Annotated in this window: 17 protein-coding genes and 3 tRNA genes; 7 read left to right on the top strand and 13 right to left on the bottom strand. The window is 28.7% G+C overall.

Annotation, left to right across the window (positions count from 1 at the left end; translation table 11 throughout):
- Positions 1-203: 203 nt before the first annotated feature.
- From ACRC28_RS00205 to ACRC28_RS00245, 9 genes are all read right to left on the bottom strand, one after another.
- Positions 204-803 carry a cysteine hydrolase family protein gene (locus ACRC28_RS00205; RefSeq protein WP_438541447.1) on the bottom strand — a complete coding sequence of 200 codons (600 nt, stop codon included), beginning with the start codon at positions 801-803 and terminating at the stop codon, positions 204-206.
- 126 nt (positions 804-929) lie between these two features.
- Positions 930-1664, bottom strand: coding sequence for a MerR family transcriptional regulator (locus ACRC28_RS00210; RefSeq protein ID WP_438541448.1), 735 nt, complete (start codon positions 1662-1664; stop codon positions 930-932).
- A gap of 450 nt (positions 1665-2114) precedes the next feature.
- Complete coding sequence (locus ACRC28_RS00215; protein WP_438541449.1) at positions 2115-3023, bottom strand: BRO family protein; 909 nt, start codon at positions 3021-3023, stop codon at positions 2115-2117.
- A 485-nt stretch (positions 3024-3508) separates the two neighbouring features.
- Positions 3509-6136, bottom strand: coding sequence for a DUF4116 domain-containing protein (locus ACRC28_RS00220; protein ID WP_438541450.1), 2628 nt, complete (start codon positions 6134-6136; stop codon positions 3509-3511).
- Positions 6137-6472: 336 nt separating this feature from the next.
- The gene (rlmH, locus tag ACRC28_RS00225; RefSeq protein ID WP_438541451.1) at positions 6473-6952 is read right to left on the bottom strand and encodes a 23S rRNA (pseudouridine(1915)-N(3))-methyltransferase RlmH; all 480 of its coding nucleotides are present in this window, start codon (positions 6950-6952) and stop codon (positions 6473-6475) included.
- A 292-nt stretch (positions 6953-7244) separates the two neighbouring features.
- Positions 7245-7886: a lactate utilization protein gene (locus ACRC28_RS00230; RefSeq protein ID WP_438541463.1), complete on the bottom strand. Its 642-nt coding sequence runs from the start codon at positions 7884-7886 to the stop codon at positions 7245-7247.
- 97 nt (positions 7887-7983) lie between these two features.
- Positions 7984-8481: an SEC-C metal-binding domain-containing protein gene (locus tag ACRC28_RS00235; RefSeq protein WP_438541452.1), complete on the bottom strand. Its 498-nt coding sequence runs from the start codon at positions 8479-8481 to the stop codon at positions 7984-7986.
- Positions 8482-8503: 22 nt separating this feature from the next.
- Complete coding sequence (locus tag ACRC28_RS00240; protein WP_438541453.1) at positions 8504-9295, bottom strand: MBL fold metallo-hydrolase; 792 nt, start codon at positions 9293-9295, stop codon at positions 8504-8506.
- Positions 9296-9315: 20 nt separating this feature from the next.
- Positions 9316-10581 carry a UDP-N-acetylglucosamine 1-carboxyvinyltransferase gene (locus tag ACRC28_RS00245; protein ID WP_438541454.1) on the bottom strand — a complete coding sequence of 422 codons (1266 nt, stop codon included), beginning with the start codon at positions 10579-10581 and terminating at the stop codon, positions 9316-9318.
- 425 nt (positions 10582-11006) lie between these two features.
- On the opposite strand from ACRC28_RS00245, the gene ACRC28_RS00250 reads away from it, so the two are divergent.
- The 5 genes from ACRC28_RS00250 (at position 11007) to ACRC28_RS00270 (ending at position 14813) form a co-directional block, all read left to right on the top strand.
- Positions 11007-11543, top strand: coding sequence for a hypothetical protein (locus ACRC28_RS00250; RefSeq protein ID WP_438541455.1), 537 nt, complete (start codon positions 11007-11009; stop codon positions 11541-11543).
- A 176-nt stretch (positions 11544-11719) separates the two neighbouring features.
- Positions 11720-12184, top strand: a complete 465-nt coding sequence (locus tag ACRC28_RS00255) for a dUTP diphosphatase (protein ID WP_438541456.1) — start codon at positions 11720-11722, stop codon at positions 12182-12184.
- Between the two features lie 88 nt (positions 12185-12272).
- On the top strand, positions 12273-12704 hold the full coding sequence (locus ACRC28_RS00260; protein ID WP_438541457.1) for a DMT family transporter: 432 nt from the start codon (positions 12273-12275) through the stop codon (positions 12702-12704).
- 19 nt (positions 12705-12723) lie between these two features.
- Entirely contained in the window at positions 12724-13539 is an 816-nt protein-coding gene (locus ACRC28_RS00265) for an MBL fold metallo-hydrolase (RefSeq protein ID WP_438541458.1), read from the top strand.
- Positions 13540-13613: 74 nt separating this feature from the next.
- Complete coding sequence (locus ACRC28_RS00270) at positions 13614-14813, top strand: S8 family serine peptidase (RefSeq protein ID WP_438541459.1); 1200 nt, start codon at positions 13614-13616, stop codon at positions 14811-14813.
- Between the two features lie 38 nt (positions 14814-14851).
- Here ACRC28_RS00270 and ACRC28_RS00275 read toward each other — a convergent pair whose 3' ends face one another.
- Entirely contained in the window at positions 14852-15394 is a 543-nt protein-coding gene (locus tag ACRC28_RS00275; protein ID WP_438541460.1) for a M23 family metallopeptidase, read from the bottom strand.
- Positions 15395-15568: 174 nt separating this feature from the next.
- Here ACRC28_RS00275 and ACRC28_RS00280 point away from each other — a divergent pair, with 174 nt between their 5' ends.
- Both ACRC28_RS00280 and ACRC28_RS00285 read left to right on the top strand, forming a co-directional pair.
- On the top strand, positions 15569-16570 hold the full coding sequence (locus ACRC28_RS00280) for a DnaD domain protein (protein ID WP_438541461.1): 1002 nt from the start codon (positions 15569-15571) through the stop codon (positions 16568-16570).
- Positions 16570-17565, top strand: coding sequence for an ATP-binding protein (locus ACRC28_RS00285; RefSeq protein WP_438541462.1), 996 nt, complete (start codon positions 16570-16572; stop codon positions 17563-17565). The genes ACRC28_RS00280 and ACRC28_RS00285 overlap by 1 nt, the downstream gene beginning before the upstream one ends.
- Positions 17566-17671: 106 nt before the next feature.
- On the opposite strand, the gene ACRC28_RS00290 is transcribed toward ACRC28_RS00285, so the two are convergent.
- From ACRC28_RS00290 to ACRC28_RS00300, 3 genes are all read right to left on the bottom strand, one after another.
- Positions 17672-17748 (bottom strand) — tRNA-Asp (locus ACRC28_RS00290).
- A 22-nt stretch (positions 17749-17770) separates the two neighbouring features.
- Positions 17771-17846, bottom strand: a tRNA-Val gene (locus ACRC28_RS00295).
- A 7-nt stretch (positions 17847-17853) separates the two neighbouring features.
- A tRNA-Glu gene (locus tag ACRC28_RS00300) sits at positions 17854-17928 on the bottom strand.
- Positions 17929-17988: the final 60 nt, after the last annotated feature.

The following is a 17988-nucleotide window of genomic DNA, read 5'->3' on the forward strand; positions in this document are numbered from 1 at the left end:
CTCTTTGTAGTCCCCTTTAAATAATCCTCTTCCATATTTTTTCTAAGCATTAAAATTAAAGAATCTATATATTTTTTCTCCGACATCTAATTCCTCCAAAACTAATATTTAAGCTTAGTATATTCAAAGGAATAGTAATTTATTTAAAACAACTTTTCTCTAAAAAATAAATTTAAAGGTTGCGAGCATTTTGCTCACAACCTTTATTTATCTAGTATATTATATAACTCGTTAATACTAACTACATTTCCTCTTCCAAATCTAATCATTTCTAATCCCATCTCTTTTCTTTCTTTACTAAAAGATGCTGTTGTTTCAATTGGAACTATACAATTATAATCTAATGAAAATGCATAACTACATGTTTCTAAAACACATACATCAGTTGCTGCTCCAACTATCACTAGATTTTTTATATTGTTCTCTTTTAATATCTCATCTAAGTTAGTATTAAAAAAAGCATTCCATCTATTTTTTATCACTAATTTTTCACCATCTCTTGGCATTAGTGGTGGAATAATTTCAGCATCTGCTGACCCTTTTATAAAATGCTTATATTTTTTCACTTCAAATCTTTCATCAAGCATTTTCCAGTCACTAAAATCTTCCTCATACTCTGTTTTTATATTTACAACTAACATTTCATTTTCATTAAAGAAATCCTTAAGTCCAATCATAGGTGTAACAATATCCTCTTGCTTTGATACATCCACATCCAACATCTTCACTAAAGATCCATCTGGTGCACCTCCACCATATTGCATATCAACTACTAATAAAGCCGTTTCCCTCTTATCTAACATTTATAAACCTCTCCCTTTTATCCATAATTCAATTTTATACTACCTTATTTAAATGTTAGATGTAATATATTTTCCTATATCTTTCTCTTATATTACATTCGTATTTCTTATACTTTATTCCTCTCTTTACTCTTTTGAACAGTAAAACTCAATTGCTTTTGACATAAGTTCAGCCGTACCCTCGCCACTTATATCTATATTATTTTTAAACCTTTCATCTTGGATATACATTAACCCAAGCCCTGCTAATATCTCCTTTGTGCAATTATAAAAATTATTAGTTATATGATTTTGCCATTTTAAGACTAAACTTTGAACCTTTTCATCACTAGGCTCTAAACCTCTACACTCTGCAAACTCTTTAAATATCTTATTTCCTTCTTCAGTTACAGCCTTCCATTTATCCTCATTATAACTACTAGTCTTTTCATTACACTCCTTATATGCATCAGTATCTCCAAAGCGCTCCTTCACCTCTTTAGCATACTTCTTTTTATTAGCCTCTATTTCCTTCATATCAAACTCCTTAAAACTCATATTCCTCTCTCCTTTTATAGTTTTATCAATCAAATTAATTAAACCATCCATTCTTTCTCTCTTTTGAACCAGAAGCTCCCTTTGCTTACTCAAAGCCTCAGCTTTATTATAATTAGGATTATTCATAATCTCCTTTATCTCATTTAAAGAAAAATGCAGTTCTCTAAAAAACAATATCTGTTGCAATGTCTGAAGATTCTCACTTGAATATATCCTATATCCTGACTCTGTAACCTCACTTGGCTTCAAAATTCCCACTTCATCATAATAATGAAGAGTCCTCACAGTTACACCACTCAACTTAGCTACCTCTCGTATCTTCAATAAAATACACCTCCCATTCCCTCCAATAAATTTATCTCCTAAACTACAATTTAAATATAATCCATCACGTAACGTTAGAGTCAATACTATTTTAAAAAAATTCTATAAAAGTAAACCTCCTATGATACTACAAAAAAAGTAGTATCATAAATAAACATACTACATCTCAATTCTATTTATATATAATGAATATATTTTTCTATTGCTAGCTACTAATATTTTTCTCTTTATTCAGGGCTCATTCTTGGTACTTCAAGTCCCATTTGCTACTAATAAGTGATTACCGTAAAAGTAATCACTTTAGCTGATATACCACTAAGTGATTACTTTTAAGATTTTATAAAACATCTCTTATCCTAGTAACTATCTTTATTTAGACTATATTTTATACCCTTAGCTTTTGATAATAAGTGATTACTAAAAAAGTAATCACTTTATAAGCCCCTAAGATTATTCATATACAATCAGTATTTCTTCTTTTCCATTCTTCTCTAATAATACAGGCTTATCATTCTCAACAATCCATTCTATTATTTTATCTATTACTGTTCTAGAATATTGAACTAGATTTTCACTTTTCCCTCTATCCTTTAGATATATAATTCTCTTCTCCTTACTTACAACCTTTATTCTTTTTAAAATTTCAATTACTGCTTCAGTGTTAACCGCTCCTTTATCTGTATACATTCCAAGCTCTATTGCAATTTGAAATACATCTAAGAATATTTCCTCTTTTAACTTAATTTTAAAATTCAATCCTACACTATTATATAAAGCTTCTAAAATCTCACTTTCTTCACTATTTTCATTACTTCTAATTTCTTTAATTACCCTAAATGCTTCATTTACAGCTTTTATTTTTTCTAAATTTAAAATTTCTTTATTATCATCTCTTATTTCTATTAAATTAGATTTATTATCTAATTTGTTTTCCAACTGATTATTCTTCCACATACTTTCATGATACTCATTTTTATAATATCCCTTCTCTCTAATACTCGGTAACACTTCACTTCTAATCCATTTTTTAAATACTAAAGCAAGTTTCTTTTGCGAATATTGTAAGAATCCATACACTCCAATTTCAGTAAATATAATAAGTTTTGATACCTTTTTTAAATTAATAAAATTATCTCTACTAGCCTTCTTTTTAAAGCTTTTAAGTTCTTCTCCCACTAATACAAAAAACTCCTCACCTTCTTCAAAAGCCTCCTTCTTTATGCAATCTTGTATACTCTTAGCTTCATCTGCATAGTCTAAAGCACCTGCAACTTCAAAAGGTAAAAAACAAATTTTACCCCTCCATAAAAATACTGATATATTTTTCCCTTTAAAGTTATTTCTCAAAATATCATTCATATCTATCCTCCTCTAAATTTCAAGAAATAAAAAAGCCTTCTAAGATATCTAGCACTAACCTAAATTATCTTAAAAAGCTTTATTTAAAATATCTATTACATAATTGCTATAGACTATCTATTAAAACCTCTTAGTATAAAAAACTTTTAAACTGTACATAATACAGTAGAAGTCTTTGATTTTAGAATTCTTTAGATAATTAAGGTATCTATTGAATTTACAGGTGTTGGTCGCACCTATAAATCATGGACTTTTTTACTTTGCTATTAGTATGTTCTATATATCATAATTTATGTACCCTATTTTATTTTCTAAAATCATATCTTCTACTTACAGAATATAAAGCCCATCATTATTTTTGCAAAAAAATAATAGCCTCAATTAACTTGAAAGCTATTATTCACACCTCTTACTAATATTTCCATCTTTGCCTGGGGTTCGTTCTGGGAACTTTAGGTCCCAGTTGTTATAATCTTTAACTTAATTTAATTAGGTTCAATAATTAAATTTTCATTAATCATATCATCTATATTATTTGTACTTTCCAACGTAGTAATAAACTCTCTATTTAACAAATCTTTATTCCAAACACGAATAATCCCTTTTTCAGAAACATATTGTAGACTCCTAATTACTTTTGAAATTTTATATAAGTATGTTCCTTCATCATTCATGGTGTCTTCCTTTCCCCATTCAACTAATTCGCTAGAATATTTAATACTAAGCATATTCAAATTCATTTCACTTTCAAGTCTTTTATAATTTGAATTCAATAATTTACAACTTTCTTGCGCTTTTAATAATGACTTTAAATCTTTATATACAACCCTAGACTTAATATCATGTGCAAAATATGGTGTAACAGTTCCATCTGTTGGATTAACAAATAAATGACAATATGAATATAATCTAAAATAACTTGGTTTATCTATATCTACTATGCACCCATGTATCTTTCCTGATCCCCCTAGCTCTTTTATAAATTTAGAAATTTTATTTTGATTCCCTGTATACCTCTCTAATAATTTATTTATGTTTTCCGAATAATTATCAAGATTTTCATAGTAATACTGTAAATCTTCTATTGTATTTCTCTGTAATTTTATTAAATTTCCACCATTTAAAAGATAAAGATACTTATTTTTAGATTGCTTTGAATATGAGCAATATATCATAAACATATATCTACCATTTCTCTTTATCAAATAAATTTGTCCTTCATCTCTCTTGAATGTCATTTGTATAAGTTTACCTCTATTAAAATCTTTATATTGATTTTTTGTTATCTCATATATACCATCTTCCAAATACATAAAAATATCATACTCATTATCTATATAAAAATATTTAAGACCTACACTTTTTGTATTATATCCAATTTGATTATCTGCATAAACAACTTTTTTACTGCTTATATCAAAATAATTGCGGTGATTATGACCATTTATATATATCCAATATGGATTATGTTCATCCTCATTCCAATCCCACTTTTGCATATGTGATAGGACTATAACTCTACTATAAGGAATAGAATTCATTATTTTTCTGTAAATCTTATTAAATCTAGCAGTTTCATAACTATCTTTTTTTAAAGCTTCTTCTTCAAAAGACTTTCCGTACCTCATATTTTTAGCGTTATATTTACTATTAAATCCACTAAATCCAATCCCACCAAGTAATATTATAGAGCACTGTTGTGCTATATTCCTTAGCTGTTCCTCACTTATATTTATTAGTTCTTCCTCTTTTACTACCAAACTCTCACAACAATTTTTAATTAAAAGCAAGTCATTTTGTAAAAATGTTATTCCTATAGAATTAAAATACTCACGATAAAATTCAATATTCTTTTCAATTTCAACATAAGGGTCGCAAAGTTCATGATTTCCGTGGATAACAATAATGTTTCTAGGTTTCCAATAGCATATGAGATTTTCATAAAATATTTTTGCTAACTCAAAATTAGAAGAAGTATCTCCCGATATTAATAAATAACTATTATTAGGGATTGTTCCAACTGATTTAACCATTTCTTTTACTAAATACTGAATGTACCATTCTACCTCTTCTTTAGTTGCCTTATTTTTGAACTTATTAATTGTCTTATGACAAAGATGGATGTCACTAATGTAAAAAAACAAAATTTTCGAGATATCAAATCTACTATGCCCGGCTTCATCAACGGGTTTGAGATAATTAACCTCTTTATAAATACATATTTCATTCTCATTTGTTTTTTCTAAATCACTTGCTTCTATTTCTTTTTTAATACTTTCAAAGTAACATCTATCGTATAAACCTTGTGCTTCTAAAACATCAGCATTTATTATTGCTTCATTGATATTGTAATTTTTCAAGTCTATTCCCTCAAACTTAAAATCACGTAATTCTGCTTTACTTAAATCACCCTCTAAAAAATTATAAAATTCATTAAACTCTTTAAACTCAACTATAACTTCATAATAGCGCTCTAAAAATTTATCATCATAAATAATTTTAATTACAACTTTGAACACATTCTCTTCTAAATCATATATTTTTTTATATATACTTATTTTCCCTATCAATTTCTGATAAAATAATATTTCTCTAGATTTTTTTATTTCTTCTGATAAATGTTTACATAAAGAAAAATCTTTCTTTATATACTCCAAAGAAATATCAATCCCCTTTTTACAATATGGCATATATCTTATCCACGTTGCATCAATGGCAACTATCTTATCTAATAATTCTTTAGAAATCTCTTCATTCAATATCTCATTAATTATTTCTAGAGGTATGTATTTAAATATGTTTGGATTTCTTTTTAAAGCATTTAAATACATTTTATTAGTTTTGAGCTCATCTGGTACTTTAACTAAGAACTCTGGATTGCTTGCAACCGCCAAGCAACATATTTCATTAGTTTTAAATTTATTTGGAACGTATCTAAACATATTTGGATCTTTTTTAATCACCTCTAAACATACTTCACTATCAATACATTTCACAGATGCGTATTGAAAGGCTTTTGGATTTTGATTAATTGCTACCTTACACATTTCTACTGATTGATTTTTTTTACATATATTTTTTAAGAAAAGACCATTCTCTTTCAACCTCTCCATATTATTCCTCCCCTAATTCTTTTACATATTTTATATTAACTAAACTTACCCTTAAATTAAATCAATTTAATTTTATTATACTACTTTTTGGTAATTTATTTTATTATCTTACAAATACTTTAATATTGTAAGTAAAACTCCTAGTCGTGTAAGTTCACTTAAAAATAAATTTATTTTTTACTTGTTTTTTAAATTTTAACAACAAAAAAATTCCTAAAATAAAAATAGCCCTAACCAAATCATTCTATTGGTTAAGACTATAAAAACTTTTTAAAGGAAACTCGACTCCCTATGGTCGCTGAGTAAGTTCGCCTGACCAAATTAAAATTTGGAGGCTTACTTATGGTACGGTTCACCCTTCATTATTCTATATGCTCTATACACCTGTTCAAGTAACATTACTCTAAATAACTGGTGTGGGAAGGTCATTTTTGAGAAGCATAGTTTATAATTTGCACGTCTTTTTACTTCGTCTGATAGTCCTAGGCTTCCTCCTATTAGGAATACTATGTTTGAGTTTCCTATTACACCTTGTTGTTCTATGAATTTTGAGAATTCTTCTGATGTTAGGTTTTTTCCTCCTAAGTCCATTGCTATTACGAAGGCGTTTTCTTTTATTTTGCTTAGGATTGCTTTTCCTTCTTTTTCTTTTATTTGTAGTTCTTCTTTTTCTGATGCATTGTCTGGTGTTTTTTCGTCTGCTAGTTCTATTATTTCTAGTTTGCAGTATCTACTTAATCTTTTTGAGTATTCATCTATCGCCTGTTTTAAGTATTTTTCTTTTAGTTTTCCTACTGTTATAAGTGTTATATTCATCTATATTTTAGGAAGTTTCTGAATTAAGTCTTGTTTTATCTATTTAAGATATTATTTTATGTAATTATTCTGCCTTTAAATTTATTTTCTTCTAGTTTAAGTTAATTTTCTTCTCCTTATTCTGACCTTGTATCAAGAGAGATGAAACTTAATTCAGGTGGATGCAAAAGCTCCACCTGAATCTTTGATTAAATCTATACTAAATAATTTCGCAGAAATTATCTTCTTTAATTCTTAATTTTAAATTTTTAATTCTTAATTCCTAAACCTTCCTTTCCTCCAATCTATTCTTCTAGTACCCTAAGTTCTCATTTAAAAATATTACATTTATTCTATCTGGGAACGCCTGTCTTTTTATTATTGTGTATTCATTGCATATTCTTGTTGGACTTTTACAGTCCATGCAGTATCCTGTTTTTGAGCATGGATTGCTTTTGTTTAGTCTTTTTGCATTTGTTGGTGCTGCTATTTCTTTGTTTCTTTTTATTGCATCATCAAGATTTTTTACTATCTTGTTTGCTCCACAAATTACTATAACTTTATCTGGTCCATATAACATTGCTGCTACTCTATTTCCGTTTCCGTCTACGTTGTATAGCTCACCATCTTCTGTTATTGCATTTGTGCTTGTGAAGTATGCATCTGCCGAAAATGCTCCTCTGTATATTTCTTTTATTTCTTCTACTGTTAATCCCTGTTTTGCTCTATCTAAGAATGTATATCTTCCACTTCTTAAGTGGTCCATTACTCCTACTTCTTGTAGTGTCATTGAACCTCCACATGATACAGTTGCCCCTTCCTGTACCAGTTCTTCTATCTTCTTTATTAATTCTTCTTTTGATTCTACTAAGAAGCCTCTCATATTGTTTTTTTCTAAAGCTTCTATTGTTCTTTGTATCTTTTTTTCCATTAACCAAAATACATTTACATCCATCATAACTTTAAAATCCTCCTAAAAATCATTCATCATATATTCTATTATACGTCAAAAAAAGCCCATAAATCTATTATGAGCTTTTATTTTTAAAGTATTATTTTCCACAACACTTTTTATATTTTTTTCCGCTTCCACATGGACATGCGTCATTTCTTCCAACTTTGTCTTCATTAACTACAGTTCCTGATTTTCTGTACTCTGCAGTTATTTCTTTTCTTTTTTCTGGTGAGAATATTGCATCCCATTGCTTTAATGTATATAAGTATTCTGCTTTTGCATCAAGCATGTTGTAGTATAATTTTTCTAAATCCATGTCTAATACTAATTCAGTATTTTCATCGATTGCTTCTAAATCATATGAATTTTTTAAGCTATCGTTAATTCCATCAACGAATCCCATAACGAACTCAGCAGTTGTATTGTACTTTTCTGCAAGTTCTTTTATTGTAACTGTTTTAACTTCAGTGTGATTAGCTAATAATTCTTTATAGATTGATTTTTCTATATTTCCGTACTCTTCCCAGAAAGCTGCCTCTCCTTTAGCTTTAACATATTCAACTACCATATCAGTCCAATTTTTGTATAAACTCATTTTTGTACCCTCACTTTTTCTTTTATAATTTTATTAATTTACTAGGTTCATGCCTATTTGCCATTGAAATATGGACATCTTCACCTAGAGTTATTCCTTTTTCTTGAAGCGTTGTAATTACCGTTTGATAAGCTAAGTCTGGATGATTATTAGTTCCACTTAAATGCCCTAAGAAAATTTCTTTTCCAAGTCCATGTTTTATAAGTTCAACTACTGCATCTCCACAGTCATCATTTGATAAATGTCCCACTTCACTAAGTATTCTTCTTTTTAAGTTATATGGATACGGTCCATATTTAAGCATACTTACATCATGGTTAGATTCAATTAAGATAACATCTGAATCTTTAATGTTATCTTTTATTTCTTCTGTAAATGTTCCAAAATCAGTTGCTATACTAGCTTTTTTGTCTCCACAATTTATTGTGTAGCCACAAGCTGCTATAGCATCATGTGGAATATTAAAAGATTTTATCTCTAAGTCATCTAAAATAATTGTACTTCTTTTATCCATGACTTTTATGTTATGCTCTTTTACCTTCCCTAAGGATTTTTCCATAGCTGCCCATGTTTTATCATTTGCATATATAGGAATATCATACTTTCTTGAGATTATTCCAGCACCTTTTATATGGTCTGAATGCTCATGAGTTATGAATATTCCTCCTAAATCCTTTGGGTCTTGATTTATCTTTTTTAGTGCTTCATCAATCTTTTTTCCTGGCATTCCTGCATCTATAAGTATCTTTGATTTATCGTTTCCTACAAAAATACTATTTCCGCTACTACCACTATATAATGAGCAAAATATCATCTTAAAATCCCCTTGCGTTCTTATTCTGCAACAGTAATTCTTTCAATTTTTGCACCTAAGTTGTTAAACTTGTTTTCAATATGAGGATATCCTCTATCTATGTGCTCTATGCTTGTTATTTCAGTTCTTCCTGATGCTAATATTCCTGCTATAACCATTGCTGCTCCTGCTCTTAAGTCAGTTGCTTTAACAACAGCCCCAGTTAATTTATCAACACCATCAATGATAGCAACTCTACCTTCAACCTTTATATTAGCTCCCATTTTCTTAAGCTCATCAATATGCTTGTGTCTGCTTTCCCATATTGATTCAGTTATAATACTTCTTCCTGGCACTATAGCTAATAAAGTTGACATAGGTTGTTGAACATCTGTTGGGAAACCTGGATATGGCATAGTTTTAACATTTACACCTTTTAAGTCTCCTACATATTTAACTCTTACGCTATCATCACCTTCTTCAACTTGTGCTCCCATTTCTGTAAGCTTTGCTGAAATTGATTCTAAATGCTTTGGTATAACATTTTTGATAGTGATGTCACCTTTAGTTGCAAGTGCTGCAATCATGAAAGTTCCTGCTTCTATTTGGTCAGGTATAACGCTATATGAACATCCAACTAGCTTTTCTACACCTTTTATTTTTATAACATCAGTTCCTGCACCTTTAATGTTTGCTCCCATACTGTTTAAGAAGTTTGCAACGTCTACTACGTGAGGTTCTTTTGCTACGTTTTCTAAAGTTGTAACACCTTCTGCTAAAGTGGCAGCTATCATAACATTTATTGTTGCTCCAACTGATACAACATCAAAGAAGATATTAGCTCCTTTTAAATGTTCTGCTTTAACACTTACAGCTCCATGTTCTATTGTTACATCTGCACCTAAAGCTTCAAAACCTTTTATATGTTGGTCTATTGGTCTTACTCCAATAGGACATCCTCCTGGTAATTCAACTCTAGCTTCTTTAAATCTTGTTAAAAGAGCTCCTATAAAATAATATGATGCTCTCATTCTTCTAACATCTTCAGTACATGCGTTAGTTGTATTAACTTCTGTACTATCTATTTCTAATGTATTATTATCAATTTTATTTACTTTACATCCTAAACTTGAAAGAATTCTATCAAGGCAGTGTACGTCTTCTATGTCAGGTACATTATCAATAATGCATTTCCCTTCACTAGCAGCTACAACAGCTGGTAAAATTGCAACAGCAGCATTTTTTGCTCCGTTTATTTCAACAGCCCCTTCTAATTTAGTTCCTCCATTTACAATTAATTTTTCCATCCAATTCACCCTTATTAATAAATTATATATATTAAGTTCCCAAACTTTATTTTCATTAATTTTCACAATGAATAAATAATAAAATACAGAATTTAAACATTATAATCCTATTCTAATTATTCATTGTCTGATTATCATTATAACATAAACTTTTGTTAATTAAATATATTTTTTTACAATATATAAAATTAGATTAATTATTTACATATATCGTATTTTTTATAAACTTCTTAGGAGATTTCTTCTTAATTATACCTTTTAAAGTTTCTAAACTGTTAACATTGTGAAAAATCAGTTTATTGGACTTAACTTTTATTCCTTTTATTTCTACTCTCTTTTAATGCTATTTTTTTCTTTAAAGTATTATGTTATAATTTATAGAAAAGTTTGGGTTAATTTTTGAAAATATTTAAGTGAGGTTAATTATGAAATATTACGTTGTTGCATTATTAGATGATGAATCTAATGAATTCATTCTACAAACACAAAAGACACTTTCTAAAAAGTTCAGAGCAAATAAGAACTTACCAAGACCATATGTGGCTTTAGAGATATTAGATAATCCTAATATTGATAAATTAAATGAAATTGTAACTAAGGTTATATCTCCATATAAAAAGTTTAAGGTTGAGCTTACAAATGAAGTTTTTGTTTCTGAAGAATGTAAAACTCTAAATTTAAAGTTAGATAATCGTGGTTATATAAAGAAAATCTTTTTAACTCTTAATGATACTCTTAAAATGCATGGTATTAATGTTAAAGAAACAGATGCAACTGTCCTTTCATTGACTCTTGCTAATTTTAATTACTATCCAAGAGATATTAAAAGAAAACTTAATGACAATAAAAACCTTCTAGACCTTGAAAAAGTAACATTAAAGGTTTCAGAAGTTCAAATCTGGAAAATGCCACATAATAAACATGAATTAAAGTTAAAAGACTTCGAGCTTAAGGTCTTTTAATCATTCCATATATTTTTTTAAAAGCTAGTCTTATATTTTTATATAAGGCTTTTTTTATTGAATTTAGAGAAAATTTCAATTTTTTTCAATGTATTCGTTTACCCTTCTTTCCTTATCTTAAAAGATTTTGTAAAATATATTAAGATGATTGCCTTTTAAAATCAGGAGGAGATTTTATGTTAGTATGTGATTTATTTAAAGTTCAAAAGGAAATAGAAGAAAAGATTTCTATTAATCAAGATTTAGATAGCTATAAATTAAGAGCAAGAAAAAATTTAGCACTTCATATTCATGTAAGTGATTTAGCTAATGAAACAAAATGTTATACTTATTTAAATGATGATGATTTAGAGATTGATGAAGCTATTATTCTAAAAAAATATATTTCATGTTTTCAGTTAATGTTATCAATTGGGTTAGACAATAAATATGATTGTAATTTAAAAAACTTTGCTATGGTTCCTAGTGACTATTGCTTAAGTGACCAATTTTTAAATCTATACATAGATATAAATGATTTAATTATATCTAAATCAGAAGATCATTTTGAAACTCTATGTGAAGATTTTCTAGCTATTGGTTTAAAACTTGGATTTGACGAAAATAAAATATTTGAGGCTTTCAAAGAATATGCAAGATAAAAATAATCGCTATAAGGGAAACTTATAGCTTTTTTTTTACATTTTTTATGATTTCCAAGGAAATACTATTTCCTAAGAGGTGATAAAAATGATTGGTATTATAATTGCAATAATTTCAGGTCTTTCTATGACAATTCAAGGTGTTTTTAACACAAGGTTAAGTGAAAAAATAGGGCTTTGGGAAACAAACTGCTTTGCTCAGTTAACAGCCTTTTTAATAACTATAGTAATTACATATTTCTTTGGGAAAGGGAATTTTAAGGCTCTTTCTTCTGTAAATAAAATCTATCTTTCAACAGGGCTTTTAGGAGTAATAATAATCTTCACAGTTATGCAAAGTATTACTGCCCTTGGCACTACCTTTGCTGTAGCTATTATATTAGTTTCCCAACTTACCTTTGCAGCTATTATTGATATCTTTGGACTTTTTGGAACTACAAAGATTAATTTTACCTTAAAAGAATTCATTGGTCTTGCAATCATTATAATAGGTATTATAGTATTTAAATGGAAGCATTAGTTTATAAAGGAGATTTCAAATGAATTTTTTTAAAAATGTCCACTTTCTCTCAAAGCTAACTTATAACAATATGAGAGAATACTTAAATAAAAAAACACCTGTATCAAACCATGATGTAACTAAGAACTCAATACATTGGTATGGTCATGCAACAACTGTAATTGATATGGATGGAAAGCTTATAATAACAGACCCTGTTATATCAAATAGATTAGGATTCTTCAAAAGAGTTACTCATAAACCAACTGAGGTTCAAGATGTAAAGTTTAATTATATTCTTCTATCTCATGGTCATATGGACCATATGCACTTTCCATCTTTACGTAAATTTAATAAAGATGCTATGGTTATTTGCCCTAGAGGTTATAAAAGAATTTTAAACCTTTTAGGCTTTAAGCATGTTGTACTTCTTCGTCCTGGTCAGGTCTTTGAAGACAATTATTTAAAAATAAAATCAATCCAAGCAAAACATGATGGTAGAAGATTTTATGTAGGAATAGATAAAGAAAGTAACTCTTATTTAATAGAGCGTAATGGAAAAAAAGTTTTTGTTGCAGGTGATACTGCTATGACAAATAGATTTAATAAGATTTCTTGTGATGTTGCTGTTTTTCCTGTGGGCTGCTATAAACCAGAAAGATTTAGTTACATGCATTGTTCTCCTACAGAGGCTTATACAATGTTTAAAAATATGGATGCTAAGTATATGCTTCCAGTACACTATAAAACCTTTAAGATTTCCCTTGAAGATTTTGATGAAACACATAATACTCTTCAAGGTTTTAAAGATGATAATGTGAAAATCTTAGACATTGGAGAAACTTTTGAATTTTAATTTTATTTAATATTAACACTTATTACTCCTCATTAATAAAATGTTATTGTAACGATTAATGTAGGAGTATTTTTATGTTTAATTTTAAGAGTAAGCTTGATTGTAATTTACAACTTTCTTTAAAAAAGGATATCTATAAAAAATATCGTGTTTTAGTAAAATGTAAGTCCTTGTTTTCATCTGTCTTAAAAAAAATAACATCTTTTGAAGATGCTTTAATATATCCCATTGAGCCTTGTAATTTAATTTCTTGTAACTTAACTAAAAAACAAATCCACTCTATTGCTGAGTATCCTGAAGTTGAACAAATTTTCTTTGATGAATATTTATTTCTATGTGGAATGAGTATTTCCAATGCTAATAATTATCATAAATCCACTTCAACTTTAAAATACTTTGGGAAAAATATCTGTGTTGGAATTGTAGATAGTGGTATCTATCCTCATATTGATTTAACAAGACCAAGCAATAAAATAGTTTTATTCAAAGATTTAATCCATAACTTAAACCATCCTTATGATGATAATGGGCATGGTACTGCTATGGCTGGCATCATTTGTGGGAATGGGTCATCTTCAAATGGCATGTGCACAGGAATAGCTCCCCTAAGCAAGGTTGTAGCCTATAAAGCCTTTGATGCTTTAGGAAAAGGGTTTGCTTCTGATATATTATTTGCAATAAAAGACCTTGCTAATATTTCATCTGAACATAATATAAAAGTTTTATGCTTGCCTTTTGAAATGTTATCTAACAATCATAATATTTCAAATGCTTTTGAATCAATGTTAAACTACGTTTCTAAGAAAAAAATAATTCCTGTTCTTCCTGCTGGAAGTATTTTAAACACAGAGACTGGTATGATGGACTTAGCATTAATAAAAAATGCTTTAACTATAGGTGGCTTATCAACAACTGCAAGCTCAAAACCTTACCCTTATTCTTCAAAAACCTTATTTTCAAAAACTAAAAAACCTGACTTCACCTGTTCCTGTGATTCAATAATAACTCTAAACTCAGATACAGCTTATATCTCAGAAAAAAACGGCTTAAAAATCTATCCTAAAAATATAGATGCTAAATATAAAACACTATCTGGAACTTCAATTTCTACTGCCTTTGTTTCAGCTATTTGTGCCATATTATTTGAGTATGATAAAAGCCTTAACATTGATGATATACGCTCAATAATAACCCTATCATGCTCTAATACTAAAGAGCATGATGTTAATATAGTAGGTAATGGAATAATAAACCTTGGGAAGTTATTAAAATAAAGAAACCTCCAAGAGAAATTAAACTCTTGGAGGTTTCTTTAATCTATATAATTTTCTGGATTTATAGGTTTATCATTCACTCTTATTTCAAAATGAAGATGTGGCCCAGTACTTTTCCCTGTGCTCCCTACACTTCCAACTTTACTTCCACCTTTAACTTTATCTCCAACATTAACATTAAAGCTACTCATATGTGCATATCTGCTTTCATATCCATTTCCATGGTCAATTATAACCACATTTCCATAGCCTTCTGCTTCAAAGAATCTTGATTTAACCACTCCATCTAAGCAAGCTACAACATCATCTCCTGAAGCTCTTGATATATCTAACCCCTTATGCATTTTCCCCCATCTTTCTCCAAAGGCTGATGTTATTACACCACCATGAGTTGGATGAAAAAACATAACGTTTCTTCCATTTACAACCTTACTTTCCCCTTTATATGTTTCCTTAGTATTTGTAGCATTAACAGCTATAGCTTCGTCTTTAAAACTACTTAAAATACAAGCTATCCCGATTATAAAAGTTGCTACAAATAAAACTTTTATAATCCCTTTCTTAAACAAGTACGAGTCCATTTAAATTAATCTCCTTTTTCTATAATTTTTATCGACTTTTTTAAATTACCCAAGATATCTATTATTTATTCCTTTTTATTTCACTAAGTTGTTATCCCTTTCTCTCTTTGTTATAATTATTTTACATATTAGGTATACTAATATTTTAGAAATAATTTTTGAGAGGTACTAAGAATGAGCACTTTTATACTAAAAAATAAAGTTTTAAATTATACTCCGGTAAATAATGTTTTTATAGAACAGTATATGCCAAAGGCTAGAGGAGAATTTGTAAAAGTTTATCTTTTACTCCTAAAACAAAATATAAATGGTGAACCCGGCATAAGTTCTGAAATAATGGCAAGAATGCTTAATTTACTTGAGTCTGATATTATGAATGCTCTTCATTACTGGAATACTGAAGGTGTTTTAAAATTAGTTCCAATAGATAAATTCAAAAATTTTAGTATAGAATTTTTACCCCTTGAAACAGATAAAGCAATTGAATCTGAAGAGGATGAAACTATACTAAATTCATTAACAGAACCAGACATTACGTCAATGCTTAAGGATGTAGAAAAGATTCTTGCAAGAACTTTAAACTACAAAGAAATGCAAATTTGCATTGAATGGAATAAAAAATATATGTTCACAACAGAACTTGTAACTCTTTTAGTTGAATATTGTGCATCAAAAGGAAAATCTAACTTCAGGTATATGGATGCTGTTGCATCAAACTGGAATGAACAAAATGTTAGAAACATAGCTGATGCTCAAGGTTTAATAACTAAAGAAGAGGATAAATGGAAAAAAATAAAAGAGATTTTAAAATATCTTGGAATAAAAAATACAGATTTAATGAAACCACAAGAAGATATGCTTGAAAAATGGCTTTATATTTATAACTTCAAGCTTGAAATTATACAAAAAGCTTGTGATAGATGTTTTGAGCGTTTAAATAGAGCAGACTTTAGATACATAGATAAAATTCTATCTGACTGGAGTAAAAATAATATTAAAACTATAGCAGATGTTGAACTTAAAGATATGAACTTCAAAAAAGCTCAAAATTCAAACAATAAAACATACAACAATAATGGAGCAAAACAACCTTCAAATCAAAAAATCAAAAACTTTAGAGAGAAAAATTACGATTACGACGCTCTTGAGCGTGAATTATTAGGGTGGGATGATTAATGATTAGTGGATATCAATCTGAAGTATTAAAAAAATACGAAGATATTAGAACAATAGAAAAACATAATCTAAAAGAAAGAATTAAAGAAGTAAAAAACAAACATCCAGAAATATTAGAAATTGATGATGAAATAAAAAAGCTTTCAGTAAAGCTACCACTTTTAATTTTAAAAAGTACAACAACTGAAGAAGATATTCAAAACTTAAAAGACAAAATCTTCGACTTAAGAGCAAAGAAAATAGAAGCTCTTGTTTCTAAAGGTTATACACCTGAATATCTAACCCTTCATCACAGATGCACTAAATGTAGCGATACTGGATATATAGGGATTAAACGTTGCTCTTGCTTCAAGGAAAAGCTTATACGCTTATACTACAAGGATTCTGCATTAGAAACTATAGTATCAAAATACAACTTCAATGATTTTGATTTAAGCCTTTTCCCAAATAAAACAGACCCTAGCTATCCAACACAAAAGATTACACCATTTGAAAATATGCAACGTGTATATGACTTTATAACATCTCAATACATACCAAAATTTGATTATACTGATGTTAATCTTTTATTCTCTGGAACTGCTGGAACTGGAAAAACATTTTTATCATACTGTATTGCAAAGGAATTGTTAGACCAAGGACATTTAGTAGTGTATAAAACAGCTGATGAACTTATAAGAATTTTAGCTGATATTAGATTTAATAAAAATAAATCCTTAGAAGATTTAATTTTAAATTGTGATTTACTTATTATAGATGACTTAGGTTCAGAACAAATAACAGAATTTTCAAAAACAGAATTCTTTAATTTACTAAATAAAAAGCTTCTTTTAGGTAAAAAAATGATCATATCAACAAACTTACGTGCTGATGATTTAGATGACAGATATGATAGACGTATCTCTTCAAGACTTATAGGTCATTTTAAATTTATGATTTTCTATACAAATGATTTAAGAATAGAAAAAAAACGTAGAGTAAATTCAAATAGATAATTTTTCTATAACATCAAAAGCTGATTTTAAATATTAAAATCAGCTTTTATTTTCTTGTTTTTTTATTTTTTTGCATAAAAAAAAGAAGTAATTATCTTACTTCTTTTGGCGACTCAGAAGGGGCTCGAACCCTCGACCTCCGGCGTGACAGGCCGGCACTCTAACCAACTGAGCTACTGAGCCATATTAAATTTAATAAAAAAAATGGTGGTCACAACAGGGATCGAACCTGTGACCCCCTGCTTGTAAGGCAGGTGCTCTCCCAGCTGAGCTATGCGACCGTAAAAATGGTGACTCCTAGGGGAATCGAACCCCTGATACCACCGTGAAAGGGTGGTGTCTTAACCGCTTGACCAAGGAGCCATATTAAATTGGAGCTGGCAATAGGAATCGAACCTACAACCTGCTGATTACAAGTCAGCT

It is taken from the genome of Clostridium sp., assembly GCF_051650885.1.
Taxonomy (GTDB): Bacteria; Bacillota; Clostridia; order Clostridiales; family Clostridiaceae; genus Clostridium.

Coding starts and splice junctions, on each gene's coding strand:
- ACRC28_RS00285 (WP_438541462.1), top strand. CDS start 16,570: ATGATTAGTGGATATCAATCTGAAGTATTAAAAAAATACGAAGATATT.
- ACRC28_RS00250 (WP_438541455.1), top strand. CDS start 11,007: ATGAAATATTACGTTGTTGCATTATTAGATGATGAATCTAATGAATTC.
- ACRC28_RS00220 (WP_438541450.1), bottom strand. CDS start 6,136: ATGGAGAGGTTGAAAGAGAATGGTCTTTTCTTAAAAAATATATGTAAA.
- ACRC28_RS00280 (WP_438541461.1), top strand. CDS start 15,569: ATGAGCACTTTTATACTAAAAAATAAAGTTTTAAATTATACTCCGGTA.
- ACRC28_RS00270 (WP_438541459.1), top strand. CDS start 13,614: ATGTTTAATTTTAAGAGTAAGCTTGATTGTAATTTACAACTTTCTTTA.
- ACRC28_RS00240 (WP_438541453.1), bottom strand. CDS start 9,295: ATGATATTTTGCTCATTATATAGTGGTAGTAGCGGAAATAGTATTTTT.
- ACRC28_RS00230 (WP_438541463.1), bottom strand. CDS start 7,886: ATGGATGTAAATGTATTTTGGTTAATGGAAAAAAAGATACAAAGAACA.
- ACRC28_RS00235 (WP_438541452.1), bottom strand. CDS start 8,481: ATGAGTTTATACAAAAATTGGACTGATATGGTAGTTGAATATGTTAAA.
- ACRC28_RS00255 (WP_438541456.1), top strand. CDS start 11,720: ATGTTAGTATGTGATTTATTTAAAGTTCAAAAGGAAATAGAAGAAAAG.
- ACRC28_RS00245 (WP_438541454.1), bottom strand. CDS start 10,581: ATGGAAAAATTAATTGTAAATGGAGGAACTAAATTAGAAGGGGCTGTT.
- ACRC28_RS00260 (WP_438541457.1), top strand. CDS start 12,273: ATGATTGGTATTATAATTGCAATAATTTCAGGTCTTTCTATGACAATT.
- ACRC28_RS00275 (WP_438541460.1), bottom strand. CDS start 15,394: ATGGACTCGTACTTGTTTAAGAAAGGGATTATAAAAGTTTTATTTGTA.
- ACRC28_RS00265 (WP_438541458.1), top strand. CDS start 12,724: ATGAATTTTTTTAAAAATGTCCACTTTCTCTCAAAGCTAACTTATAAC.
- ACRC28_RS00205 (WP_438541447.1), bottom strand. CDS start 803: ATGTTAGATAAGAGGGAAACGGCTTTATTAGTAGTTGATATGCAATAT.
- rlmH (WP_438541451.1), bottom strand. CDS start 6,952: ATGAATATAACACTTATAACAGTAGGAAAACTAAAAGAAAAATACTTA.
- ACRC28_RS00215 (WP_438541449.1), bottom strand. CDS start 3,023: ATGAATGATATTTTGAGAAATAACTTTAAAGGGAAAAATATATCAGTA.